Annotated in this window: 19 protein-coding genes, 1 tRNA gene and 1 riboswitch; of the genes, 16 read left to right on the top strand and 4 right to left on the bottom strand. The window is 65.4% G+C overall.

Annotation, left to right across the window (positions count from 1 at the left end):
* The 10 genes from VAE53_RS09045 to VAE53_RS09000 form a co-directional block, all read left to right on the top strand.
* On the top strand, nucleotides 1-684 hold a 684-nt coding region (locus VAE53_RS09045; RefSeq protein ID WP_322819050.1), incomplete at its 5' end, for a glycosyltransferase family 4 protein.
* A 32-nt stretch (nucleotides 685-716) separates the two neighbouring features.
* Nucleotides 717-1,622 (top strand): YihY/virulence factor BrkB family protein, encoded by a 906-nt coding sequence (locus tag VAE53_RS09040; protein WP_322819049.1) that lies wholly within the window; start codon nucleotides 717-719, stop codon nucleotides 1,620-1,622.
* Between the two features lie 53 nt (nucleotides 1,623-1,675).
* A complete protein-coding gene (locus tag VAE53_RS09035; protein ID WP_322819048.1) occupies nucleotides 1,676-2,323 on the top strand; it encodes a helix-turn-helix domain-containing protein in 648 nt (215 codons plus the stop codon).
* 24 nt (nucleotides 2,324-2,347) lie between these two features.
* Nucleotides 2,348-3,100 (top strand): Fe-S cluster assembly ATPase SufC, encoded by a 753-nt coding sequence (gene sufC / locus VAE53_RS09030; RefSeq protein WP_322819047.1) that lies wholly within the window; start codon nucleotides 2,348-2,350, stop codon nucleotides 3,098-3,100.
* Between the two features lie 55 nt (nucleotides 3,101-3,155).
* A complete protein-coding gene (gene sufB / locus VAE53_RS09025) occupies nucleotides 3,156-4,559 on the top strand; it encodes a Fe-S cluster assembly protein SufB (protein ID WP_322819046.1) in 1,404 nt (467 codons plus the stop codon).
* 66 nt (nucleotides 4,560-4,625) lie between these two features.
* Nucleotides 4,626-5,840, top strand: a complete 1,215-nt coding sequence (gene sufD, locus VAE53_RS09020; RefSeq protein ID WP_322819045.1) for a Fe-S cluster assembly protein SufD — start codon at nucleotides 4,626-4,628, stop codon at nucleotides 5,838-5,840.
* Nucleotides 5,840-6,154 (top strand): non-heme iron oxygenase ferredoxin subunit, encoded by a 315-nt coding sequence (locus VAE53_RS09015; protein WP_322819044.1) that lies wholly within the window; start codon nucleotides 5,840-5,842, stop codon nucleotides 6,152-6,154. Before sufD ends, VAE53_RS09015 begins: the two co-directional genes overlap by 1 nt.
* Before the next feature lie 10 nt (nucleotides 6,155-6,164).
* Nucleotides 6,165-7,415 (top strand): cysteine desulfurase, encoded by a 1,251-nt coding sequence (locus tag VAE53_RS09010; RefSeq protein WP_322819043.1) that lies wholly within the window; start codon nucleotides 6,165-6,167, stop codon nucleotides 7,413-7,415.
* Nucleotides 7,393-7,851, top strand: coding sequence for a Fe-S cluster assembly sulfur transfer protein SufU (gene sufU / locus VAE53_RS09005; protein ID WP_322819042.1), 459 nt, complete (start codon nucleotides 7,393-7,395; stop codon nucleotides 7,849-7,851). The genes VAE53_RS09010 and sufU overlap by 23 nt, the downstream gene beginning before the upstream one ends.
* On the top strand, nucleotides 7,844-8,170 hold the full coding sequence (locus tag VAE53_RS09000) for a metal-sulfur cluster assembly factor (RefSeq protein ID WP_158066066.1): 327 nt from the start codon (nucleotides 7,844-7,846) through the stop codon (nucleotides 8,168-8,170). Before sufU ends, VAE53_RS09000 begins: the two co-directional genes overlap by 8 nt.
* Before the next feature lie 7 nt (nucleotides 8,171-8,177).
* Here the strand turns inward: VAE53_RS09000 and VAE53_RS08995 are convergent, their stop codons facing one another.
* On the bottom strand, nucleotides 8,178-8,969 hold the full coding sequence (locus VAE53_RS08995; protein WP_322819041.1) for an enoyl-CoA hydratase/isomerase family protein: 792 nt from the start codon (nucleotides 8,967-8,969) through the stop codon (nucleotides 8,178-8,180).
* 71 nt (nucleotides 8,970-9,040) lie between these two features.
* On the bottom strand, nucleotides 9,041-10,783 hold the full coding sequence (locus VAE53_RS08990; RefSeq protein ID WP_322819040.1) for a glycosyltransferase family A protein: 1,743 nt from the start codon (nucleotides 10,781-10,783) through the stop codon (nucleotides 9,041-9,043).
* A 20-nt stretch (nucleotides 10,784-10,803) separates the two neighbouring features.
* A riboswitch (cyclic di-AMP (ydaO/yuaA leader) is annotated at nucleotides 10,804-10,959 on the bottom strand.
* Between the two features lie 65 nt (nucleotides 10,960-11,024).
* Between VAE53_RS08990 and VAE53_RS08985 the strand changes: the two genes are divergently transcribed.
* The 3 genes from VAE53_RS08985 (at nucleotide 11,025) to VAE53_RS08975 (ending at nucleotide 14,313) form a co-directional block, all read left to right on the top strand.
* Nucleotides 11,025-11,777 (top strand): hypothetical protein, encoded by a 753-nt coding sequence (locus tag VAE53_RS08985; RefSeq protein WP_322819039.1) that lies wholly within the window; start codon nucleotides 11,025-11,027, stop codon nucleotides 11,775-11,777.
* Nucleotides 11,778-11,851: 74 nt separating this feature from the next.
* The gene (locus VAE53_RS08980; protein ID WP_322819038.1) at nucleotides 11,852-13,498 is read left to right on the top strand and encodes a thiamine pyrophosphate-binding protein; all 1,647 of its coding nucleotides are present in this window, start codon (nucleotides 11,852-11,854) and stop codon (nucleotides 13,496-13,498) included.
* 26 nt (nucleotides 13,499-13,524) lie between these two features.
* A complete protein-coding gene (locus tag VAE53_RS08975; RefSeq protein WP_322819037.1) occupies nucleotides 13,525-14,313 on the top strand; it encodes an enoyl-CoA hydratase-related protein in 789 nt (262 codons plus the stop codon).
* Nucleotides 14,314-14,337: 24 nt separating this feature from the next.
* Here VAE53_RS08975 and VAE53_RS08970 read toward each other — a convergent pair whose 3' ends face one another.
* Both VAE53_RS08970 and VAE53_RS08965 read right to left on the bottom strand, forming a co-directional pair.
* Nucleotides 14,338-14,778, bottom strand: a complete 441-nt coding sequence (locus tag VAE53_RS08970; RefSeq protein ID WP_322819036.1) for a CBS domain-containing protein — start codon at nucleotides 14,776-14,778, stop codon at nucleotides 14,338-14,340.
* A gap of 40 nt (nucleotides 14,779-14,818) precedes the next feature.
* On the bottom strand, nucleotides 14,819-15,319 hold the full coding sequence (locus VAE53_RS08965; RefSeq protein WP_322819035.1) for a pyridoxamine 5'-phosphate oxidase family protein: 501 nt from the start codon (nucleotides 15,317-15,319) through the stop codon (nucleotides 14,819-14,821).
* A gap of 57 nt (nucleotides 15,320-15,376) precedes the next feature.
* On the opposite strand from VAE53_RS08965, the gene VAE53_RS08960 reads away from it, so the two are divergent.
* The 3 genes from VAE53_RS08960 (at nucleotide 15,377) to VAE53_RS08950 (ending at nucleotide 18,050) form a co-directional block, all read left to right on the top strand.
* Nucleotides 15,377-15,450, top strand: a tRNA-Gly gene (locus tag VAE53_RS08960).
* A 119-nt stretch (nucleotides 15,451-15,569) separates the two neighbouring features.
* A protein-coding gene (gene prfB, locus VAE53_RS08955; protein ID WP_322819034.1) for a peptide chain release factor 2 occupies nucleotides 15,570-16,677 on the top strand; the annotation gives its coding sequence in 2 pieces (ribosomal slippage) (nucleotides 15,570-15,635 and nucleotides 15,637-16,677; 1,107 coding nt in all).
* Nucleotides 16,674-18,050 (top strand): peptidase MA family metallohydrolase, encoded by a 1,377-nt coding sequence (locus tag VAE53_RS08950; RefSeq protein WP_322819033.1) that lies wholly within the window; start codon nucleotides 16,674-16,676, stop codon nucleotides 18,048-18,050. Before prfB ends, VAE53_RS08950 begins: the two co-directional genes overlap by 4 nt.
* Nucleotides 18,051-18,069: the final 19 nt, after the last annotated feature.

The raw sequence follows: 18,069 nt of genomic DNA, 5'->3' as shown, positions 1-18,069 counted from the left end.
TCGAACAACTGGCTGACGGTGGAGGGTATCGAGGCGATTCGGACGCGGAGTGTGGTGTTGCCGGTGGGGGTGGAGTTGGATTGGATTGGCGAGGCGGAGGAGCGTAGGTCGGGACCCCGGCGGTTGTTGTGGAACCACCGGTGGGAGTTCGACAAGTCGCCGGAGCTGTTCGTCCGGGTGGTGCGACAGTTGGCCGGGGAGGGTGTGCCGTTCGGGCTGATCATCGCTGGGGAGCCCGGCGACAATCCGAGCCCGGCGATGTGGCGGCTGCGGGAGGAGCTTGGCGACCGGGTGGAGCACTTTGGGTTTGCGGAGTCGCGGGAGGTGTACGGTGCGCTTCTGCGGCGTGCGGACATCGCGGTGAGTACGACGCGCCACGAGTTTTTCGGTATCGGGATGGTGGAGGCGATGGCGGCGGGTTGCATCCCGTGTGCGCCGCGGCGGTACGCGTACCCGGAGCTCGTTCCGCCTGGGTACCACGATCTGCTCTGGGAGGACGAGGCAGGGCTGGTGACGCTGTTGCGGCGACTGGCGATCGGGTCGCTGCCGCCACGGGAGCCTTTCCGCATGGCTGCGAGGCGGTTCGATTGGGCTGTGGTGGGGCCGGTGTGGGAGGTGGCGTTGGAGGCGCTGGCGGAGGGGAGGCTGCCGCCGGACCCGGGCGATGGGGATAAGATGGGGTGATGTTCGAAAGGGTCCGTGGAGCCTGGGGGGCGATGCCGGGCTCTGTCCGTGCGCCGTTCGATGTAATAGTCGCGACGGTGAAGTTGTTTCTGGAGGATGGTTGTCCGACGTACGCAGCGGCGATGGCGTACTACGCGATCTTCTCGATCGTTCCGCTCGGGCTGATCACGCTGGCGATTTTTGGGATTTTTGCGGACCGGCAGGCTATTGTCGACTGGGTTTTCGCGCAGGTGCCGCTGCAGGAGACGGAGGAGGTGCGGAGCAATGTGGACGCGATCGTGAGCCGGGCGCAGCAGCTGAGCGCGGCGAGCCTGGGATTTGGCATTGGGTTTTTGCTGTGGTCGTCGAGCGGGGTATTCGGGGCGGTGAGGAATGGGTTGAACGCGACGGCGCACGCGCGTGCGACGCGGCCGTTCTGGCGGGGGAAGCTGATCGATTTGGGGTTGGTGGTGTTCGCGGGGGGGCTGGTGAGCCTGTCGGTGGCGGCGACGGCGGCTGCCAATCTGCTGGTGGGGCGAATTGACGATGGGGCGTGGTTGTTTCTGGGACGGGAGCGGGCGCTGCAGATGGTGGGGTTGGGTGTGGCGCCGATGGTGACGTTCGTGATGTTTCTGGTGTTGTATCGGGTGACGCCGGCGGCGCGGCCGGCATGGCGCGATGCTGCGGCGGGGGCGGTGTTGGCAACGGTCCTGTTCGAGTTGGCGAAGAACGCGGTTGCGGTGCTGATTGCGCGTTCGAGTTTTTCGCGGGACACGGCGATTTACGCTGGTATCGGTTCGGCCTTGGCGTTTTTGTTGTGGATGTATATCAGCGGGTCGGTTCTGTTGCTGGGGGCGGAGTTCGGGAAAGCGCTCCGTGCGCGGCGTGAGCGGATGATGCAGCCGGTTGGGCCGCCGCCGGAGGCGGTGGTGGCGTGGGGTGGGCAGGGAAAGAATTGAACTTTCACAACATGGAAGTTGCAAAAGTCTCGGAAGTGGGCTAGGGTGGTGATATGCAAGGCACGCGTGACCGAATCCTGGCGTATCTGGTGGATCACCGTGGTGCGCGGGCCGAGGAGCTTGCGGAGGCGTTCGATATCAGCCCAGCGGCGGTGCGGCGGCACCTGGAGAATCTGCGGGCAGATGGGCTGGTCGATGTCCGGTCGGTGAAGCAATCGACGGGGCGACCGTACTACGCGTACTTCCCGACGGAGCGGGCTTTCGGGACGGTTCCGCCGGCATATGCGGATTTGATGGCACGGATGCTGCGGGGCTTGGAGCGGCGGCCAGACGTGGTGGCGGAGGTGATGGCGAATGTGGCGGAGTCGCTCGCTTCGCGGCATCGGGACGAGGTCCCGGACGGCGGTGCGGTGGAGGAGATTGTGGCGCGGGTGACGGAGGTGCTGCGGCGAGAGGGGATTCTCGAGGCGTGGCGGATGGAACCGGATGGCATCCATTTGGTGAATTCGACCTGTCCGTATCACGTGGCGGCGCAGATTTCGGATTTGCCGTGCGAGGCCGATCGGAGGGCGATCGAGCTTTTGCTGGGTCGCGATGTGGAACAGCTCAATCGCATTGTCGATGGGGCACCCTGTTGTGAGTATCTGGTCCGGGGAACGCCGGGCCAGCGACAGATCATCGAAACGGTCGAACTGCGGTAACGCACGAGTAAAGGAGAAGATGCGATGACTGCACTCCTGGAGATCCGCGAGCTCCGGGCCAAGATCGGGGAGAAGGAGATCCTGAAAGGGGTCAACTTGAAGATCGAGGCGGGTGAGATTCACGCGATCATGGGGCCGAACGGCTCGGGGAAGAGCACGCTGGCGAACGTCCTGATGGGGAATCCGTCGTACGAGGTGACGGGCGGCGATGTGCTGTTCAAGGGCGAATCGATTCTGGAGATGTCGCCGGATGAGCGTGCGCGTCGTGGGCTGTTTCTGGCGTTCCAGTATCCGGTGCCGATTCCGGGGGTGACGCTGGTGAATTTTCTCCGGCAGGCGGTGAATGCGGTGCGCGGGGAGGAGGTTCCGATCCGGGAGTTTCGGGAGAAGCTTTTCAGCAAGATGGAAATGCTGAAGGTAGATCAGGATTTCGCTCGCCGTTATGTGAACGATGGGTTCAGCGGCGGGGAGAAGAAGCGCGCCGAGATGCTGCAGATGGCGGTGTTGGAACCGGCGATGGCGATTCTGGACGAGACGGATTCGGGGCTGGACATCGACGCGCTGCGGACGGTGGCGGAGGCGGTGAACAAAGTGATGAATCCGAACATGGGCCTTCTGCTGATCACGCACTATCAGCGGCTTTTGAACTACATTCGGCCGCAATTCGTGCACGTTCTGGTCGACGGGCGGATTGCGCGCTCGGGGGGACCGGAGCTGGCGGAGTATCTGGAAGCCCGCGGCTACGACGAGTTCCTGGCGGAGTTGGCGCGGGCCTGAGCTGGCATCGGGCGCGTTGCGTCCGCTGCACCATTTCGAGAGGAGTAGAGGGGAAATGACGACGGCACCTGAAGCGATCGTTGGTGAGTACAAGTGGGGGTTCTACGACCCGGAGGAGGCCTTGTTCAAGGCGAACAAGGGGCTGAACCGGGAGATCGTGAACATCATTTCGGATATGAAGGGCGAGCCGCAGTGGATGCGCGAATTCCGGCTGCGGGCGCTGGAGATCTTCTGGCAGAAGCAGGACCCGCCCTGGGGGAGCCCGCAACTGAAGGAGATCGACTTCGACGATATCCACTACTACGTGAAGGCGACGGACCGCGACGAGCGCTCGTGGGAGGATGTGCCGGAGTACATTCGCCGGACGTTCGACCGGCTGGGCATTCCGGAGGCTGAGCGGAAGTATCTGGCGGGTGTGGGGGCGCAGTACGACTCGGAGGTGGTGTACCACAACATCCGGGAGGATCTGGAGAAGCAGGGGGTGGTTTTCCTCGGCACCGACCAGGCGCTGAAGGAGCACGAGGACCTGTTCAAGGAGTATTTCGGGACGGTGGTGCCGCCGGCGGATAACCGGTATGCGGCGTTGAACAGTGCGGTTTGGAGCGGCGGTTCGTTCATCTATGTGCCGAAGGGCGTGAAGGTGGAGATTCCGCTGCAGGCGTACTTCCGCATCAATACGCAGAACATGGGGCAGTTCGAGCGGACGCTCATCATTGCGGACGAGGGCAGCCAGGTCCATTACGTGGAGGGCTGTACGGCGCCGATCTATCGGAGCGATTCGTTGCACAGCGCGGTGGTGGAGATCATCGTGAAGCGGGGTGCGCGCGTCCGCTATACGACCATTCAGAACTGGTCGAACAATGTGTACAACCTGGTGACGAAGCGGGCGGTGGCGTATCAGGACGCGGTGATGGAGTGGGTGGACGGGAATTTGGGTTCGAAGCTGACGATGAAGTATCCGAGCGTCTACCTGATGGAGCCGGGGGCGCACGGCGAGATTCTTTCGCTGGCGTTCGCGGGGAAGGGCCAGCACCAGGACGCTGGCGGGAAGATCGTTCATGCGGCATCGAACACGACGTCGACGATCATTTCGAAGTCGCTGAGCAAGGACGGTGGGCGGACGAGCTACCGTGGGCTTCTGAAGGTGTACGACGGTTGTGAGAATGTGAAGTCGACGGTGCGCTGCGATGCGCTCTTGCTCGACGAGGAATCGCGGTCGGACACGTACCCGACGATGGAGATCGATGCGCCGGACGTGCATATTCAGCACGAGGCGTATGTTTCGAAGCTCGGTGAGGATCAGCTGTTCTATTTGATGAGCCGCGGGCTCTCGGAGGAGGCGGCGGCGAAGATGATCGTGAACGGATTCGTGGAGCCGATCGTGAAGGAGCTCCCGATGGAGTACGCGGTGGAGCTGAACCGGCTGATCGAACTGCAGATGGAGGGTGCGGTCGGCTGAGGCTGGCCGCACCGGTTTTGGGCTGCGATGGATACGCGGCGCGGTGTGCGCCGGCGGAGGATTGGTATGACATCGACGATCGAGAACGAGGTGAGTATTTTGGCGGCGAGCCGCGAGCTGGGGGCGCAGCTGGGCGACCCGGAGTGGCTCGGCCGTTTGCGAGCGGAGGCTGCGGGGTTGGCCGCGGAGCTGGGGTGGCCGGACAGTTACGAGTCGCGGCCGTGGAAGTACTACGACGCTCGGTCTATCGACTTCGGGCGCTATCCGGTGGCGGAGGACGAGGCGATTGGGGTGGAGGCGAGCGACGAGGTGGTAGTGACAACGCTCGGCTTCGCTGAAGGTGGGACCGCTGCGCGGCTGGGGGAGGTGCTCGGCAGGGTGGTTGCTCCGGGGACGGATCGTTTGACGGCGCTGCATTATGCGTTTTTGCGCGAGGCGGTGGTGGTGGATGTGCCGGCGAACGCCGAGCCTGCGAGCCCGGTGCGGGTCCGGCGGATGTCGAACGGCCAGCAGTTCGTTTCGCCCCATACGGTGATCGTGACGGGGGCGAACAGCCGTGTGACGGTGGTGGAGGAGTACGCGTCGGACGATGCGGAGATGCTGGCTGTCCCCGTGGTGGAGATCGTGCCGGGGCCTGGCTCGGAGGTGCGGTACTACGTGGTGCATCGCTGGGGGCCGGGGACGCGGGTGTTCGGGTATCAGCGGATGCTGGGTGCGGAGCGGGATGCGGCCTTCCAGAATCTGCAGCTCGTGCTGAGCGGGCGGGTGGTGAAGGGGCAGCTGGAGTCGTCGCTGGTGGGACGGGGTACGAGCAGCGAGCTGCTGGGGCTGGCGTACGGCCGGGGCGATGAGTACGTGGATTTCTATACGCTGCAGGACCATATCGGTCCGGATACGCGGAGCGATCTGCTGTACAAGGCGGCGCTGCGCGACCGCTCGCGTTCGGTGTATTACGGGCTGACGCGGGTGGGGTTGGAGGCACGGAATGCGGACGCGAACCAGGAGAACCGCAATCTGTTGCTGAGCAAGACGGCACGGGCGGACAGCGACCCTGTGTTGGAGATTTTGACGAGCAATGTGATTCGCGCGTCGCACGGGGCGACGGCGGGCCCGGTGGACGAGGAGCAGCTGTTCTATCTGCAGTCCCGGGGCATTCCCAGGCAGGCGGCGGAGGCGATGCTGGTTTGGGCGTTCTTGGAGGACGTGGTGGCGCGGGTCGCCGACGAGGGGCTGCGGGAGGAGCTCTTGGGGCTGCTCGAGGCGAAGGTGAGGGCAGGCTGATGGGCTGGGTGGCGACGTTCGCGGTGGAGGAGGTGCTGCCGGGGAGTGCGCGTGTGACGGAAGCCGGGGGCCGACGGATCGCGGTGTGCAATGCGGGGGATGGGATTTATGCGATCGACGACGTTTGTACGCACGATGGTGGGCCACTGGACCAGGGCCGGCTGAGCGGGCACGAGATAGAGTGTCCGAGGCACGGGGCGCGGTTCGATGTGACGACGGGCCGGGCGCTCTGTTTGCCGGCGGTTCGGCCGGTACGCACGTACGCGACGCGTGTTACCGATGGGATCATCGAAGTGGACGTGCCGGTGCCGTGAGGAGGCAGCGATGCTCGACGTGAGGCGGATTCGCGCGGATTTTCCGATTCTGCAACAGCGGGTGAATGGTCGCCGCTTGGTGTATCTGGACAATGCGGCGACGACGCAGAAGCCTCGGCAGGTGATCGAGGCTTTGGTGCGGTTCTACGAGACTTCGAATGCGAACATTCATCGGGGAATTCACACGCTGGCTGTCCGGGCGACGGAGCAGTACGAGGATTCGCGGCGGCGGGTGGCACGGTTCATCGGGGCGGCGGGCCCGGAAGAGGTGGTCTTCACGCGGAACGCGACGGAGGCGATCAATTTGGTGGCGCGGGCCTGGGGGGACGAGGCGGTGGGTGAGGGGGACGAGATCGTCTTGAGCACGATGGAGCATCATTCGAACATCGTTCCGTGGCAGCTTTTGGCGCGAAGGAAGGGTGCGACGCTGCGGTACGTGGGGTTGACGGCGGATGGGCGGCTGGACCTGGACGACCTCCGCGGGGCGATCGGGGCGCGGACGAAGCTGGTGGCGGTGACGCAGATGTCGAACGTGCTGGGGACGATCGTGCCTGTGGGCGATATTGCGGAGATGGCACACCGGGCGGGTGCGTTGCTGCTGGTGGATGGCGCGCAGAGCGTGCCCCATCTACCGGTGAACGTGGGTGAGCTGGGGGCGGATTTCTTGGCTTTTTCGGCGCACAAGATGCTGGGGCCGACGGGGGTGGGGGTGCTCTGGGCGCGGAGGGAGCTCCTGGATTCGATGCCGCCGTTTCTGGGTGGTGGTGACATGATCTCGGTGGTGCGGCCGGAGGGTTCGAGCTGGGCGGATGTGCCGCACAAGTTCGAGGCGGGGACGCCGAACATCGCGGATGTGGTGGCGTTCGGGGCGGCGATCGAGTACTTGGAGGGGGTGGGGATGCGGAACGTGCGGCGACACGAGGAGGAGCTGACGGCGCTGGCGCTGGAACGGTTGGCGCGTGTGCCCGGGTTGCGGGTGTTCGGTCCGATGGCAGCTGGGGAGCGAGGCGGGGTGGTGAGCTTCGCGATGGAGGCGGCCCATCCGCACGATGTGGCAACGATTGCCGATGGTTACGGTGTGGCTATCCGTGCGGGGCACCACTGTGCGCAGCTGTTGATGCGGGCGTTGGGCGTGCCGGCGACGAGCCGGGCGAGCTTCAGCATCTACAACGACACGGAGGATATCGAGGCGCTGGTCGAGGCGCTGGAGGGGGTAATCCGCGTGTTCGGGGAGGGGCATGAGCGAGCCGCCGTTCGATGATCTGTACCGGGAGCTGATTCTGGACCACTACCGGCGTCCGCGGAACCGGGGCCCGCTCTCGGCTCCTACGGTGCAAGCGGAGGGGGTGAACCCGGTCTGCGGTGACGAAATTCACCTCGACCTGGTGGTGGTGGATGGGACGATCCGGGAGGTAGGGTTTTGGGGACAGGGGTGTTCGATTTCGCAGTCGAGTGCTTCGATGCTGACGGAGGGTGTGAAGGGGCGCGGGCTGGGCGAGGCGGAGGAGTTGGCGGGGAAGGTACGATCGATGTTGGTGGATGGTGCGCCGCCGGACCGGTCGCTGGGCGACCTCGAGGCTCTGGAGGGTGTCGCGAAGCTGCCGGTTCGGGTGAAGTGTGCGTTGCTGGCGTGGAATGTGTTGCTGGAAGCGCTGCGGCAGGCAAGGGCTGCCGCTCAGGAGGTGAACCATGGCTGATACGGAGACGCCCCAGGCTCCGACCTACGAACAGCTTCGGGAGAAGCTGCGGGAGGTGAAGGACCCGGAGATCAACATGAGCATCGTGGACCTCGGGCTGGTGTACGACATTCAGTACGACAACGGGGACGTGCTGGTGACGATGACGCTGACGAGTCCGGGGTGTCCGTTGGGTCCGATCATCCGGGGGGAGGCGTATGCGAAGCTGCGCGAGCTCCCGGGGGTGAAGGATGTGGATGTCCAGATTGTCTGGAATCCGCCGTGGGACCCGCGGACGATGGCGAGCGAGGATGTGAAGATGGCGCTCGGGATTTGGTGAGCGGCGTCTAGCGGCCTTTCCATTCGGGGTCGCGGTGTTCGAGGAAGGCGCGGACGCCTTCTCGGAAGTCTTGGCTGGCGAAGAGCCGGGTAATGGTGGCTGTGCTGTCCTGGATGTGTTCGAGCGGGTCGCGGGTGAGTCCGCGGTAGAGGAGGCGCTTGGTTTCGGCGGTGGCGAGTGGGGAGCCGCGGGAGACGGTGTGGGCGAAGGCGAGGGCGCGCTCCATGAGTTCGGCGTCGGGGACGATTTCGTGGACGTAGCCGATCTCTTTGGCGCGGGTTGCGGAGATGATTTCGCCGGAGTAGAGGAGGTAGGCGGCGTTTTGGAGGCCGACGATGCGGGCGAGGAGCCAGGTTCCGGCGGCGGTGTCGGGGATGAGCCCGCGATGGACGAAGACCCAGCCGAAGCGGGCGGATTCGGCGGCGATGCGGAAGTCGCACTGTGAGGTGAATTCGACGCCGACGCCGACGGCGACGCCGTTGACGGCGGCGATGGTTGGCTTGGGGATGGAGGCGAAGGTCCAGGGGGCGGGGCGGTTTTCGGCGTAGGCGGCGGCGTAGGTTTCGGCCCGGCCGGCGCTGGGCGGTTGGGCTGAGAGCTGCTGGAGGTCGGTGCCGGCGCTGAATGCGCGGCCGGTGCCGGTGAGGACGAGGGCACGGACGCGGTCGTCGGTGCCTGCTTGGCGGATTGCGTCCTCGATTTGGCCGAGCATTTCGTAGGTGATGGCGTTCATTTTTTCGGGGCGCTCGAGGCGCAGGATGGCGGTGGAGCCTTCGAGGAGGTATTCGATGTCGGGCACGGTGAGGGCCTCCGCGGTGGTTTGCGGTGGGCACGATACGGGAATGGGTGGCGGTCGGCGAGGCGGTGGGGCTATTTGCCGCCGCTGATGGAGATGGGTTCGGGGGCTTCGGTGGCGGCGACGAACGCGGCAGGAGCTCGAACGGGGGCTCGGCTGCCTTTTTCGGCGACGCGGTAGACGAGCCCGCGGCCGGAGGCGAGCTTCCACTGGGCGTGGAGCGCGGGGAGGCTGGCGAAGAAGAAGGTGATGACGGCCATGAGCGGCCACATGAGGAGGCCGGTGAGGTAGACGCGCCGGGGGACGTAGGCGGGCCGCGGGCCGCGCGTCTTGAGTTCGAAGACGATCATGAGGAGGAGGGGGAAGAGGCAGAGGGCGACGAGGATGCCGGGGAGGTTGAGCCACATGGTGGGCTCGAGGATGCCTTCTGGCCCGATGCGGAACCAGCGGGAGGGTTCGAGGAGGTGTTCGGGGTGCCAGCCGGTGCCGGGGACTTGGTAGCGGTGGACCCACCAGCCGGGGAGCGGGGCGCCGAACTGGGCGGCGAATCGGGAGGGGAGGAAGATGCCGAGGGTGACGATGTACCACTGGGCGGCCCAGAGGACGTGGACTTTGGTGACTGCTCCGGCGAGCAGGAGGCGACGTGGCCAGGAGAGGGGCGATCGGGGGTGGAGGGCTGCCCGCCATGCGTAGGGGATATCGCTGGCGCCCCAGGCGTGGCGGACGGACTGGGCGTAGTGTGCTTTGAGGGTCTTCCAGTAGGTATCGGCGAGGACGCAGTCGTTTCCGAGCGGGAGGAAGATGGGCTCGACGTTGACGTCGTCGCCGAGGCTGTAGGCGCATTTGAGGTAGAGGTGCCAGTCTTCGGGGATGACTTCTTCGTCCCAGTAGTCGACGAGGTGGAGCATTTGCCAGGAGAGGGAGTAGCAGCTGGTGGGGAAGCGGACGCTTCCCGGGATGAGGAGGTTGGAGGTGCGGTTGATGCCGGAGAGGCCATCGGGGATGCGAAGGGGGGCGGGGATTTCCCAGATGTTGTTGGAGTTGAAGATGGTGGGCTGCCAGAAGGTGCGGTAGGGTTTGCGGGCGGTGAGGAAGAGGTAGTTGAGGGCGGCGAAGTGGGCAGGATGGAAGACTGCGTCGGCATCGCAGCTGGTGACGGTGTAGCGAAGGAGGTCGTCGCCGCCGCGCTCGATGAGGCGACGATGGGCTTCGCGTGCGGCCCAGGCTTCGTTGGAACCCTTGCCTGGGGTTTCGCCGGGGAGGCCGGCGGGGTGGAAGGTGGCGAAGATGTCGCTGAAGTGGCCGGGGTACCGAGCGATGAGGCGGGCTGCTTTTTCGCGTGCGCCGGCTTCGCGCTCTTCCATGGCGAGGACGACGACGAGCTGACGAGCGATGGTCTGTGCTGCGAGGGAGTCGATGGTGCGCGCGAGCCCTTCTTCGGATTCGCGGTAGTTGGGGATGATGACGAGGTGCCGGGGCCAGGTCCAGCGGTCGGGGGAGCCGTGGCGTGCGATGGTGGCGCGGTAGGTGGCGTACCAGTCGGTGTTTTTCCAGCGGGCGATGCGTCGGAGGCCGATGGCGCAGGCGACGGCGACGGAGTAGCTGCGGAGGAGCCAGTAGAGGAAGAAGGCGGTGCTGAGGATGGCGAAGGTGAGGGGCGCGTGGAACGGCCCCCAGAAGATGAAGGAGATGAGGAGGAGGGAGAGGAAGAGAGGAATGGCGTTCCCGAGCCGTTCGAGCCATGGGGACGGTGCGGAGACGGCGAGGTGGGGTATGGGCGCGGGCCCGACGGCGGGGATGGAAGGCCTGGAGACCATATGCGGGGTGGCCTCGAGCGAGGTCTTCCTACGCCGCCGGGGTTAGCTGACGGGCTGCGGCCGGAGTTAGCCGCTCCACCTTCGCGGGCGGGTCTTCCCGCGCCGCCCGGGGGGATTCGCCCCGAGAACTGGTTCCCCCGTTCTGCCGTGGGAGGCAGACTAGGCGTTCGGGCCCAGTTGGGCCTGGGAGCATCTTTGGGCGTCGGAAGTTCTCGGTCAAGGTGGGCGTGAAAATAGATTTATGGTTCGCGTCGAGGAGGTATCTGGCATGGACGATGGCCTTCGGGTTCGGGAGACGCTGGTAGGGGATGTTCGGGAGGTGAATTTTTGGTTCGGGTGTGGCGACGAGCTGGTGCCGGGGGTGGCATTTCTGCCGGTGGGGAGCGATGGGTTGCTGCCGTTGGTTCAGATTCAGCACCCGGGGATGGGCTCGAAGGAGGATTACTGGGTGAGCGAGGTGGGCATGCGGTGGGCGAGGCGGGGGTGGGTGTGTGTGGGGCTGGACGCTCCGCTGCACGGGGAGCGGGAGACGCACGATCCGATGGCGCTCTTCCGGGAGCCTTCGCGGTTCGAGGCGATTCGGGCGCAGTTCGCGGCGGAGGTGACGCGGATGTTGGAGCTTTTGCCGGGGGTGCTCCCGGTAGATGTGGGTCGTATGGGGTATGTGGGGTATTCGTTGGGGAGCATGCTGGGGGTGGCGGCGGTGGCGCGCAGTGGGCGGTTCAAGGCTGCGGCGTTCTGTCTGGTTGGGGAGGGTGGGCTGGCGGGCCCGGCGGCGGGGCCTGATTCGGATGTGGGGAAGCTGGGAGGGGTGGCGGTGCGGGTGGTGGGGAAGACGGGCGACGAGCTGATTCCGCGTGAGCGGACGGAGGCGCTGTTCGCGGGGCTGCCGGGGGTGCGGGATCTGCAGTGGCTGCCGGGCGGCCACTTCGAGATCGGGCCGGATGTTGTGAGGCTGGCGGAGGAGTGGATGGCGGAGTGGCTCTCGCGTTGAGTGGGGCGGTACGAGCGGCGAGGGGGATGGATGCGTATACTCGCGGGCACGGTATTCGACGCGCGGAGTGAGGCATGGGCACGATGATCGATGGGGGCGAGATTATCGCCCGGATGATTCGTCAGGAGGGCGTGAGCCATATTTTCACGCTCTCTGGGGGGCATATCCAGAACATTTACGAGGGCTGTCTGAACAACGGGATCGGGATCATCGATACGCGGCACGAGCAGTCGGCCGGGCATGCGGCGGATGGGTATTCGCGGATCACGTTCAAGCCCGGGGTAGCGGTGGTGACGGCGGGCCCGGGGGTGACGGACGTGGTGACGGCGGTGGCGAATGCGTACCAGGCTTCGAGCCCGATGGTGGTGATCGGGGGGCGTTCGCCGCTGCGGCAATACGATATGGGGTCGCTGCAGGATATCGAGCTGTTGGATGTGATGAAGCCGATCACGAAGTGGGCGCAGACGGTCTACGAGACGCGGCGTTTGCCGTATTACATGGCGATGGCGTTTCGGGAGGCGATGACGGGGCGGTATGGGCCGACGTTTTTGCAGGTGCCTTCGGATGTGCTGTTTGGGCGGGTGGACGAGGATGCGCTGGAGTGGCCGCGGAACTACCGGGTGACGGGCGAGATTATGGGGGACCCGGAGCTGATCGCGCGGGCGGCGGCGATGATCCGGGATGCGGAGAGGCCGATGGTGATGGCGGGGTCGGGGGTGTTTTGGCACCGGGCGCACCGGGAGCTGGCGGAGTTTGCGGCGGCGGCGGATGTGCCGGTGTACACGAATGCGATGGGGCGGGGGACGATGCGGCAGGACAATCCGAATTTCTTTTCGCTGTCGCGGAAGCCGGCGTTTGCGCAGGCTGATGTGATTGTGATTCTGGGGACGCCGATCGACTTTCGTTTGAAGTATGGGCGGCCGCCGGCTTGGAATCCGGCGGCGAAGGTGATCCAGGTGGACATCGACCCGCGGGATATTGGCCGGAACCGGGATTTTACGATCGGTATCGAGGCGAATATTCGGCAGGCGCTGTTGCAGCTGACGTCGGAGATTGGGAGGGCGGACCACCGGGATTGGATGACCTATTTGCGTGGCCTGGAGAACCAGGCGGACGAGCAGCGTGCGTTCTTCATGAATTCGGACGCGGTGCCGATCCACCCGCTGCGGCTGTGCAAGGAGATTGCGGAGTTCGTGGACGATGACACGATCGTGGTCGGGGATGGGGGTGACATTGTGGCGCTGGCGGCGAGCGTGCTGCCGATCAACAACCCTGGCCAGTGGATGGACCCGGGTCCGTTCGGGACGCTCGGCGTGGGGACGGGCTTTTGTATGGCTGCTTCGGTGGCTGCGCCGGAGAAGAAGGTGTTGATGGTGAACGGTGATGGGACGTTCGGGCTGAACGGGTTCGATTTCGATACGTTCGTTCGCTTCAAGATGCCGGTGGTGTCGGTGGTGGGGAACGACCGGTGCTGGCACCAGATTTATGTTGGGCAGAAGGCGCAGTACGGGGAGGGGAGGACCCCGGCGACGGTGCTAGGGGACAATGCGCGGTATGACCGGGTGGTGGAGGGGTTGGGGGGCCATGGGGAGTACGTGGAGCACCCGGAGCAGATCCGGGCGGCGATCGAACGGGCGTTCGCAAGTGGGAAGCCGGCGTGTGTGAATGTGATCATGGACCCGGAGCCGGCGGGGGTGAAGGGCGGCTACGAGTTCAAGTAGCCGGTTCGGCCGGCGGGAGGGCATGGATGGAACACATTTTGGTCGAACGGGACGGGCGCGTTGCGGTGGTGACGCTGAACCGGCCGGAGGTGATGAATGCGCTGAACCGGCAGATGTATGCGGAGCTGGAGCGAGCGTTCAGGGAGTTGCACCGCGATCCGGATGTTTGGTGTGTTGTGCTGACGGGGGCGGGCCGGGCGTTCTGCTCGGGGGACGATGTGAAGGAGATTATGCTGGGCGAGCAGGGGGAGGAGACGGTGCGTCGGTTGCGGGAGGTGAGGCCGCGACCGACGCCGGCAGCGGCGGCGGTGCTGGAGTGCGACAAGCCGGTGATTGCGGCGGTGAACGGGCCTGCGGTTGGCTGGGGGATGGACCTGGCGCTGTTCTGTGACATTCGGGTTGCTTCGGAGTTGGCGAAGTTCGGTGAGTTGTTCATCAGGCGGGGGCTGGTGGCGGACCTTGGGGGGCTCTGGCGGCTGCCGCAGGTGGTGGGCCCTTCGAAGGCTGCCGAGCTGCTTTTTACAGGCGAGGTGATCGGTGCTGCGGAGGCGCTGGAGATCGGGTTGGTTTCGAGGGTGGTGCCGCCTGCTGATTTGATGCCGACGGCGTTGGCGCTGGCTGGGAGGATCGCGGCGAACCCGCCGATCGCGATGCGGTTCATGAAGGAGGGGCTCCGCCGCTCGCGGACGGCTTCGATGGAGGAGATGGGGGAGTTCATCGGGAATGCGCTGGCCTACCTGTTCACGACGGAGGACCATCGCGAGGGTGCGCTCAGCTTTGTGGAGCGGCGGGAGCCGGTTTTTCGGGGGCGCTGAGGGGGCGCGGCGCCGGGGGCGGGGCTAGCTGAGCCGCCCAGTGATGTAGTCGGTCATTTGGCGGATGTGGTCTTCTTGGTGGATGGTGACCCAGCGAAGGAGGTCGCCGATGGAGATCATGCCGATGAGCTCGCCGTTTTCGATGACGGGGAGGTGGCGAAAGCGTCGGCTTGTCATGAGTGACATGGCTTCTTCGACGTGCCAGTCGGGGCCGATGCTGATGGGGTTGCGGGTCATGACTTCGGCGACGCGGGTGAGGGCGGGGTCGCGGCCGGCGTCGACGACGCGCCGGAGGACGTCGCGTTCGGTGAAGATGCCGACGGGTCGGTGGCCGTCGAGGACGAGGAGGGCGCCGATGCCTTGTTCGTTCATCTGGCGGACTGCCTCGGCGACGGTGGCGGCTGGTTGGATGGTGTAGACCTGGCGGCCTTTTTCGGCGAGGACGCTGCTGACGAAACCGTACATGGGGACCTCCTTGCCGGTAGATAACTAGTATACGGCTCTGTCAAGCGGTGGATGGGCGGTTCTTCCGGAGGTTGGCGAGTTTGTGGTTGTCCCAGGTGATGAGTTTTTCTGGGGTGAAGACGACCCAGCGCCAGTTGCGGCCGCGGGCGGTGGATTCGTTGCGGCGGGGTTCGGGGGGCTCGCCGTGACCGCCGGCGTATTTTCGGCCCATCTGCCAGCGGATTTCTTCGAGGTGGGGGTCGGCGGCTTCTTCGGCGGCGGTTTCGAGGACGCGAGCGGTTCCTTGGAACATGGCGCCTTGGAGCTCTGGGAAGCGTTCGTTGCGGTCGACGAGGATGGTGCAGGTGGGGTTGCGGCGGAGGTTTTCGACTTTTTGGCCGCGGCAGTAGGTGTAGATTTTGCCGCCGGCCCAGCCGAACCAGAGAGGGGTGAGGTTGATGCGCGTCCCGGGGCCGATGGTGGCGATGCGCATGTTCCAGGTGTGGAGCATGAGTTCTTCGAGCTGCTCGGGGGTGAGGGCGAGTTCTTTGGGGATGGGCATGGGGGATGCACCTCTCGTCCGTTTTGTTGGGAAGTGGTACTCTACACGGTGTCGCGGGCGGGTGTGGTTCAATGGCAGAACGCGACCTTCCCAAGGTTGAGACGCGGGTTCGATTCCCGCCATCCGCTCCAATGGTTGGTTGGTTATGGTCCGAGCGGTAGGTGCTCGGGCCATTTTTTTGGGCTGGTGGGCGTGGTTCTTTGGGCGCTCGGTGCTCGATCCTCGGCGGATGGCGTGAGAGGATGGGGGCATGAACGAACTGCAGGCGCGTGCGCGCGAGCTTCTGGCCCGGATCTCTGACCTGCTGGTGCGACTTTGACCTGGCCAGGGATGAGGCGCGGATAGAGGAACTGGAACGGCAGACGCTTGAGCCCGGCTTCTGGGACGATGCGGGGAATGCCCGCAAGGTGATGACGGAGCTGGCGGCGCGCAGGGACCGCGTGGAGGTGTGGCGCGGGCTGGAGCGGCGTGCTCGGGAGGCGGCGGAGCTGCTGGAGCTGGCGGTGGAGGAGGGTGATCGGGAGGCGGCCGAGGAAGCGGGGCGGGAGCTCGATGCGGTGGAGCGGGAGCTCGGGAAGCTGGAGTTCCAGCTGCAGCTTTCGGGTCCTTACGATGTGCGGAATGCGATTTTGGCGGTGCACGCTGGGGCGGGCGGGACGGATTCGCAGGACTGGGCGGAGATGTTGCTGCGGATGTACCTTCGTTGGGCGGAGCGGCGGGGGTTCGAGACGGAGATTCTGGACGTGACGGAGGGCGAGGAGGCGGGTATCAAGAGTGCGACGGTGGAGATTCGTGGGCCGTATGCGTACGGCTATTTGAAGGGGGAGAAGGGGGTTCACCGGTTGGTGCGGCTTTCGCCGTTCAATTCGGCGGCGACGCGGCAGACGAGCTTCGCGAAGGTGGAGGTGTTGCCGGAGGTGGACGAGGTGGGTGAGGTGGAGATCGATCCGGACGATTTGCGGATCGATGTGTTCCGGTCGAGCGGGGCGGGCGGCCAGAATGTGCAGAAGAACTCGACGGCGGTGCGGATTACGCATATTCCGACGGGGATTGTGGTGACGTGCCAGAACGAGCGCTCGCAGGCGCAGAATCGGGAGAGCGCGATGAAGGTGCTCGAGGCGCGCCTATTGGAGTTGGAGCTGAATCGTCAGGAGGAGGAGCGGGCGCGCCTGAAGGGGGAGCACGTGGATGTGGCGTTCGGGAGCCAGATCCGGAACTATGTGCTGCATCCGTATAAGTTGGTGAAGGATCTGCGGACCGATTACGAGACGTCGGATACGTCGGCCGTGCTGGATGGCGAAATCGACGCGTTCATCGAGGCGTATCTTCGTTCGCAGGTGGGGCAGGAGGAGAAATGAGGGGTGTGGTGCTTGGTCTGGCGGTGCTGCTGTGGTCGATGGCGGGGGGGCTGGGGGCGCCGGGGCGGGCTGTGGGTGCGGTAGTCATCGAATCGACGTCGGTGGAGAATGGGTACCCGCGGGCGCTGACGTTTCGGGTGACGGCTCGGGCGGATGTGGAGATTGTGGACGCGACGCTGCACTACGCGATCAAGGGTCGGGGGACGTTGGCGCTCGACAAGCCGAGGGATCTGTCGCCGGCGCGGACGTTGACGGCGGAGGTGGAGCTGTTGGTGAACACGGGGCAGAGTTATATCCCGGTTGGCTCGGAGTTCACGTATTTCTGGGAGGTGAAGACTGCGGACGGGCAGGTGGCGCGGAGCGCGGAGGAGTATTTTCTCTATCTTCCGCCGAATCGGGAGTGGAAGTCGGTGGGGAACGATTTCATGGTGGTGTTCTTCCATGGCGACCGGGAGACGCTCGCGCGTGCGTATCTGGATGCTGGGACGGAGACGTATCGGCGTATTGGCCGGGAGCTTTACGGGATCGAGCTGGCGACGCTGCCGGTGAAGGTGATTCTGTTCGCGACGGAGGCGGAGATGGACCCGGCGCGGCCGGGGGCGGGGGGGAGGTTCGATGCGGCGGTGACGACCTGCGGGACGAAGGTGACGAACGACATTTTGTTGATGATTCCGACGCCGTGTGGGACGAATGACCGGACGGACACGCTGCGCCATGAGCTGGGGCATATTTTGAACGAGGTGGCTGGGGAGGGGACGTTGGCGAAGTTGCCGGCGTGGCTGGACGAGGGGGCGGCGGTGTACGCTCAGTCTTCGCCGGGGGATTACGAGGTGGCGTTTCGGGCGGCGGTGCGGGCGGATCGGTTGATTCCGTTCAGCCAGATGGTGGTGCCGACGAGCAATCCGCAGCTGGTTGGGGTGTTTTACGGGCAGGCGTATTTCATGGTGAAGTTCCTGATCGAGCGGGAGGGGCCGGGGCGGTACGCTGAGCTGATGCGGGCGATCAAGTCGGGGAAGCGGTACGACGTGGCGATCGAGGAGGTGTACGGGCTGAGTTTGCGGGCGTTCGAGGATGCGTTCCGGGCGGCGTACGGCCTGGGTTCGCGGGCGACGCCGACGGTGGTGCCGACGCGTCCGGCGCAGCAGGCTGGGCCGACGGTGGTGCCGACGCGCGCGGGGGCGGCGCAGGGTGCCGGGGGAGGCGATGGCGGGGGTGGGGTGGACCGCGGCTTGCTGCTGATTTTCGGTCTGGCTGTGCTGCTGGCGCTGGCTGCTGCGTTCGCCTGGTTGTTGGCGATGATGCTGGCGAACGGTCGGAAGGGCGGGGAGCGGGATTCGTCCGGGGGGGATGGGTCGTCGGGCGAGGGTGGCTGATGGCGCGGTGGCGTTGGGC

The sequence above is a fragment of the Tepidiforma sp. genome (assembly GCF_034432735.1).
Lineage (GTDB): Bacteria > Chloroflexota > Dehalococcoidia > Tepidiformales > Tepidiformaceae > Tepidiforma.
The sequence above is the reverse complement of the archived record's forward strand: the minus strand, read 5'-3'. Positions and strand labels throughout refer to the sequence as shown.

Excerpts from the sequence above, each read along its gene's own strand:
- VAE53_RS09040 (WP_322819049.1), top strand. The coding sequence starts at position 717 with ATGCCGGGCTCTGTCCGTGCGCCGTTCGATGTAATAGTCGCGACGGTG.
- VAE53_RS09035 (WP_322819048.1), top strand. The coding sequence starts at position 1,676 with ATGCAAGGCACGCGTGACCGAATCCTGGCGTATCTGGTGGATCACCGT.
- sufC (WP_322819047.1), top strand. The coding sequence starts at position 2,348 with ATGACTGCACTCCTGGAGATCCGCGAGCTCCGGGCCAAGATCGGGGAG.
- sufB (WP_322819046.1), top strand. The coding sequence starts at position 3,156 with ATGACGACGGCACCTGAAGCGATCGTTGGTGAGTACAAGTGGGGGTTC.
- sufD (WP_322819045.1), top strand. The coding sequence starts at position 4,626 with ATGACATCGACGATCGAGAACGAGGTGAGTATTTTGGCGGCGAGCCGC.
- VAE53_RS09015 (WP_322819044.1), top strand. The coding sequence starts at position 5,840 with ATGGGCTGGGTGGCGACGTTCGCGGTGGAGGAGGTGCTGCCGGGGAGT.
- VAE53_RS09010 (WP_322819043.1), top strand. The coding sequence starts at position 6,165 with ATGCTCGACGTGAGGCGGATTCGCGCGGATTTTCCGATTCTGCAACAG.
- sufU (WP_322819042.1), top strand. The coding sequence starts at position 7,393 with ATGAGCGAGCCGCCGTTCGATGATCTGTACCGGGAGCTGATTCTGGAC.
- VAE53_RS09000 (WP_158066066.1), top strand. The coding sequence starts at position 7,844 with ATGGCTGATACGGAGACGCCCCAGGCTCCGACCTACGAACAGCTTCGG.
- VAE53_RS08990 (WP_322819040.1), bottom strand. The coding sequence starts at position 10,783 with ATGGTCTCCAGGCCTTCCATCCCCGCCGTCGGGCCCGCGCCCATACCC.
- VAE53_RS08985 (WP_322819039.1), top strand. The coding sequence starts at position 11,025 with ATGGTTCGCGTCGAGGAGGTATCTGGCATGGACGATGGCCTTCGGGTT.
- VAE53_RS08980 (WP_322819038.1), top strand. The coding sequence starts at position 11,852 with ATGGGCACGATGATCGATGGGGGCGAGATTATCGCCCGGATGATTCGT.
- VAE53_RS08975 (WP_322819037.1), top strand. The coding sequence starts at position 13,525 with ATGGAACACATTTTGGTCGAACGGGACGGGCGCGTTGCGGTGGTGACG.
- VAE53_RS08970 (WP_322819036.1), bottom strand. The coding sequence starts at position 14,778 with ATGTACGGTTTCGTCAGCAGCGTCCTCGCCGAAAAAGGCCGCCAGGTC.
- VAE53_RS08965 (WP_322819035.1), bottom strand. The coding sequence starts at position 15,319 with ATGCCCATCCCCAAAGAACTCGCCCTCACCCCCGAGCAGCTCGAAGAA.
- VAE53_RS08950 (WP_322819033.1), top strand. The coding sequence starts at position 16,674 with ATGAGGGGTGTGGTGCTTGGTCTGGCGGTGCTGCTGTGGTCGATGGCG.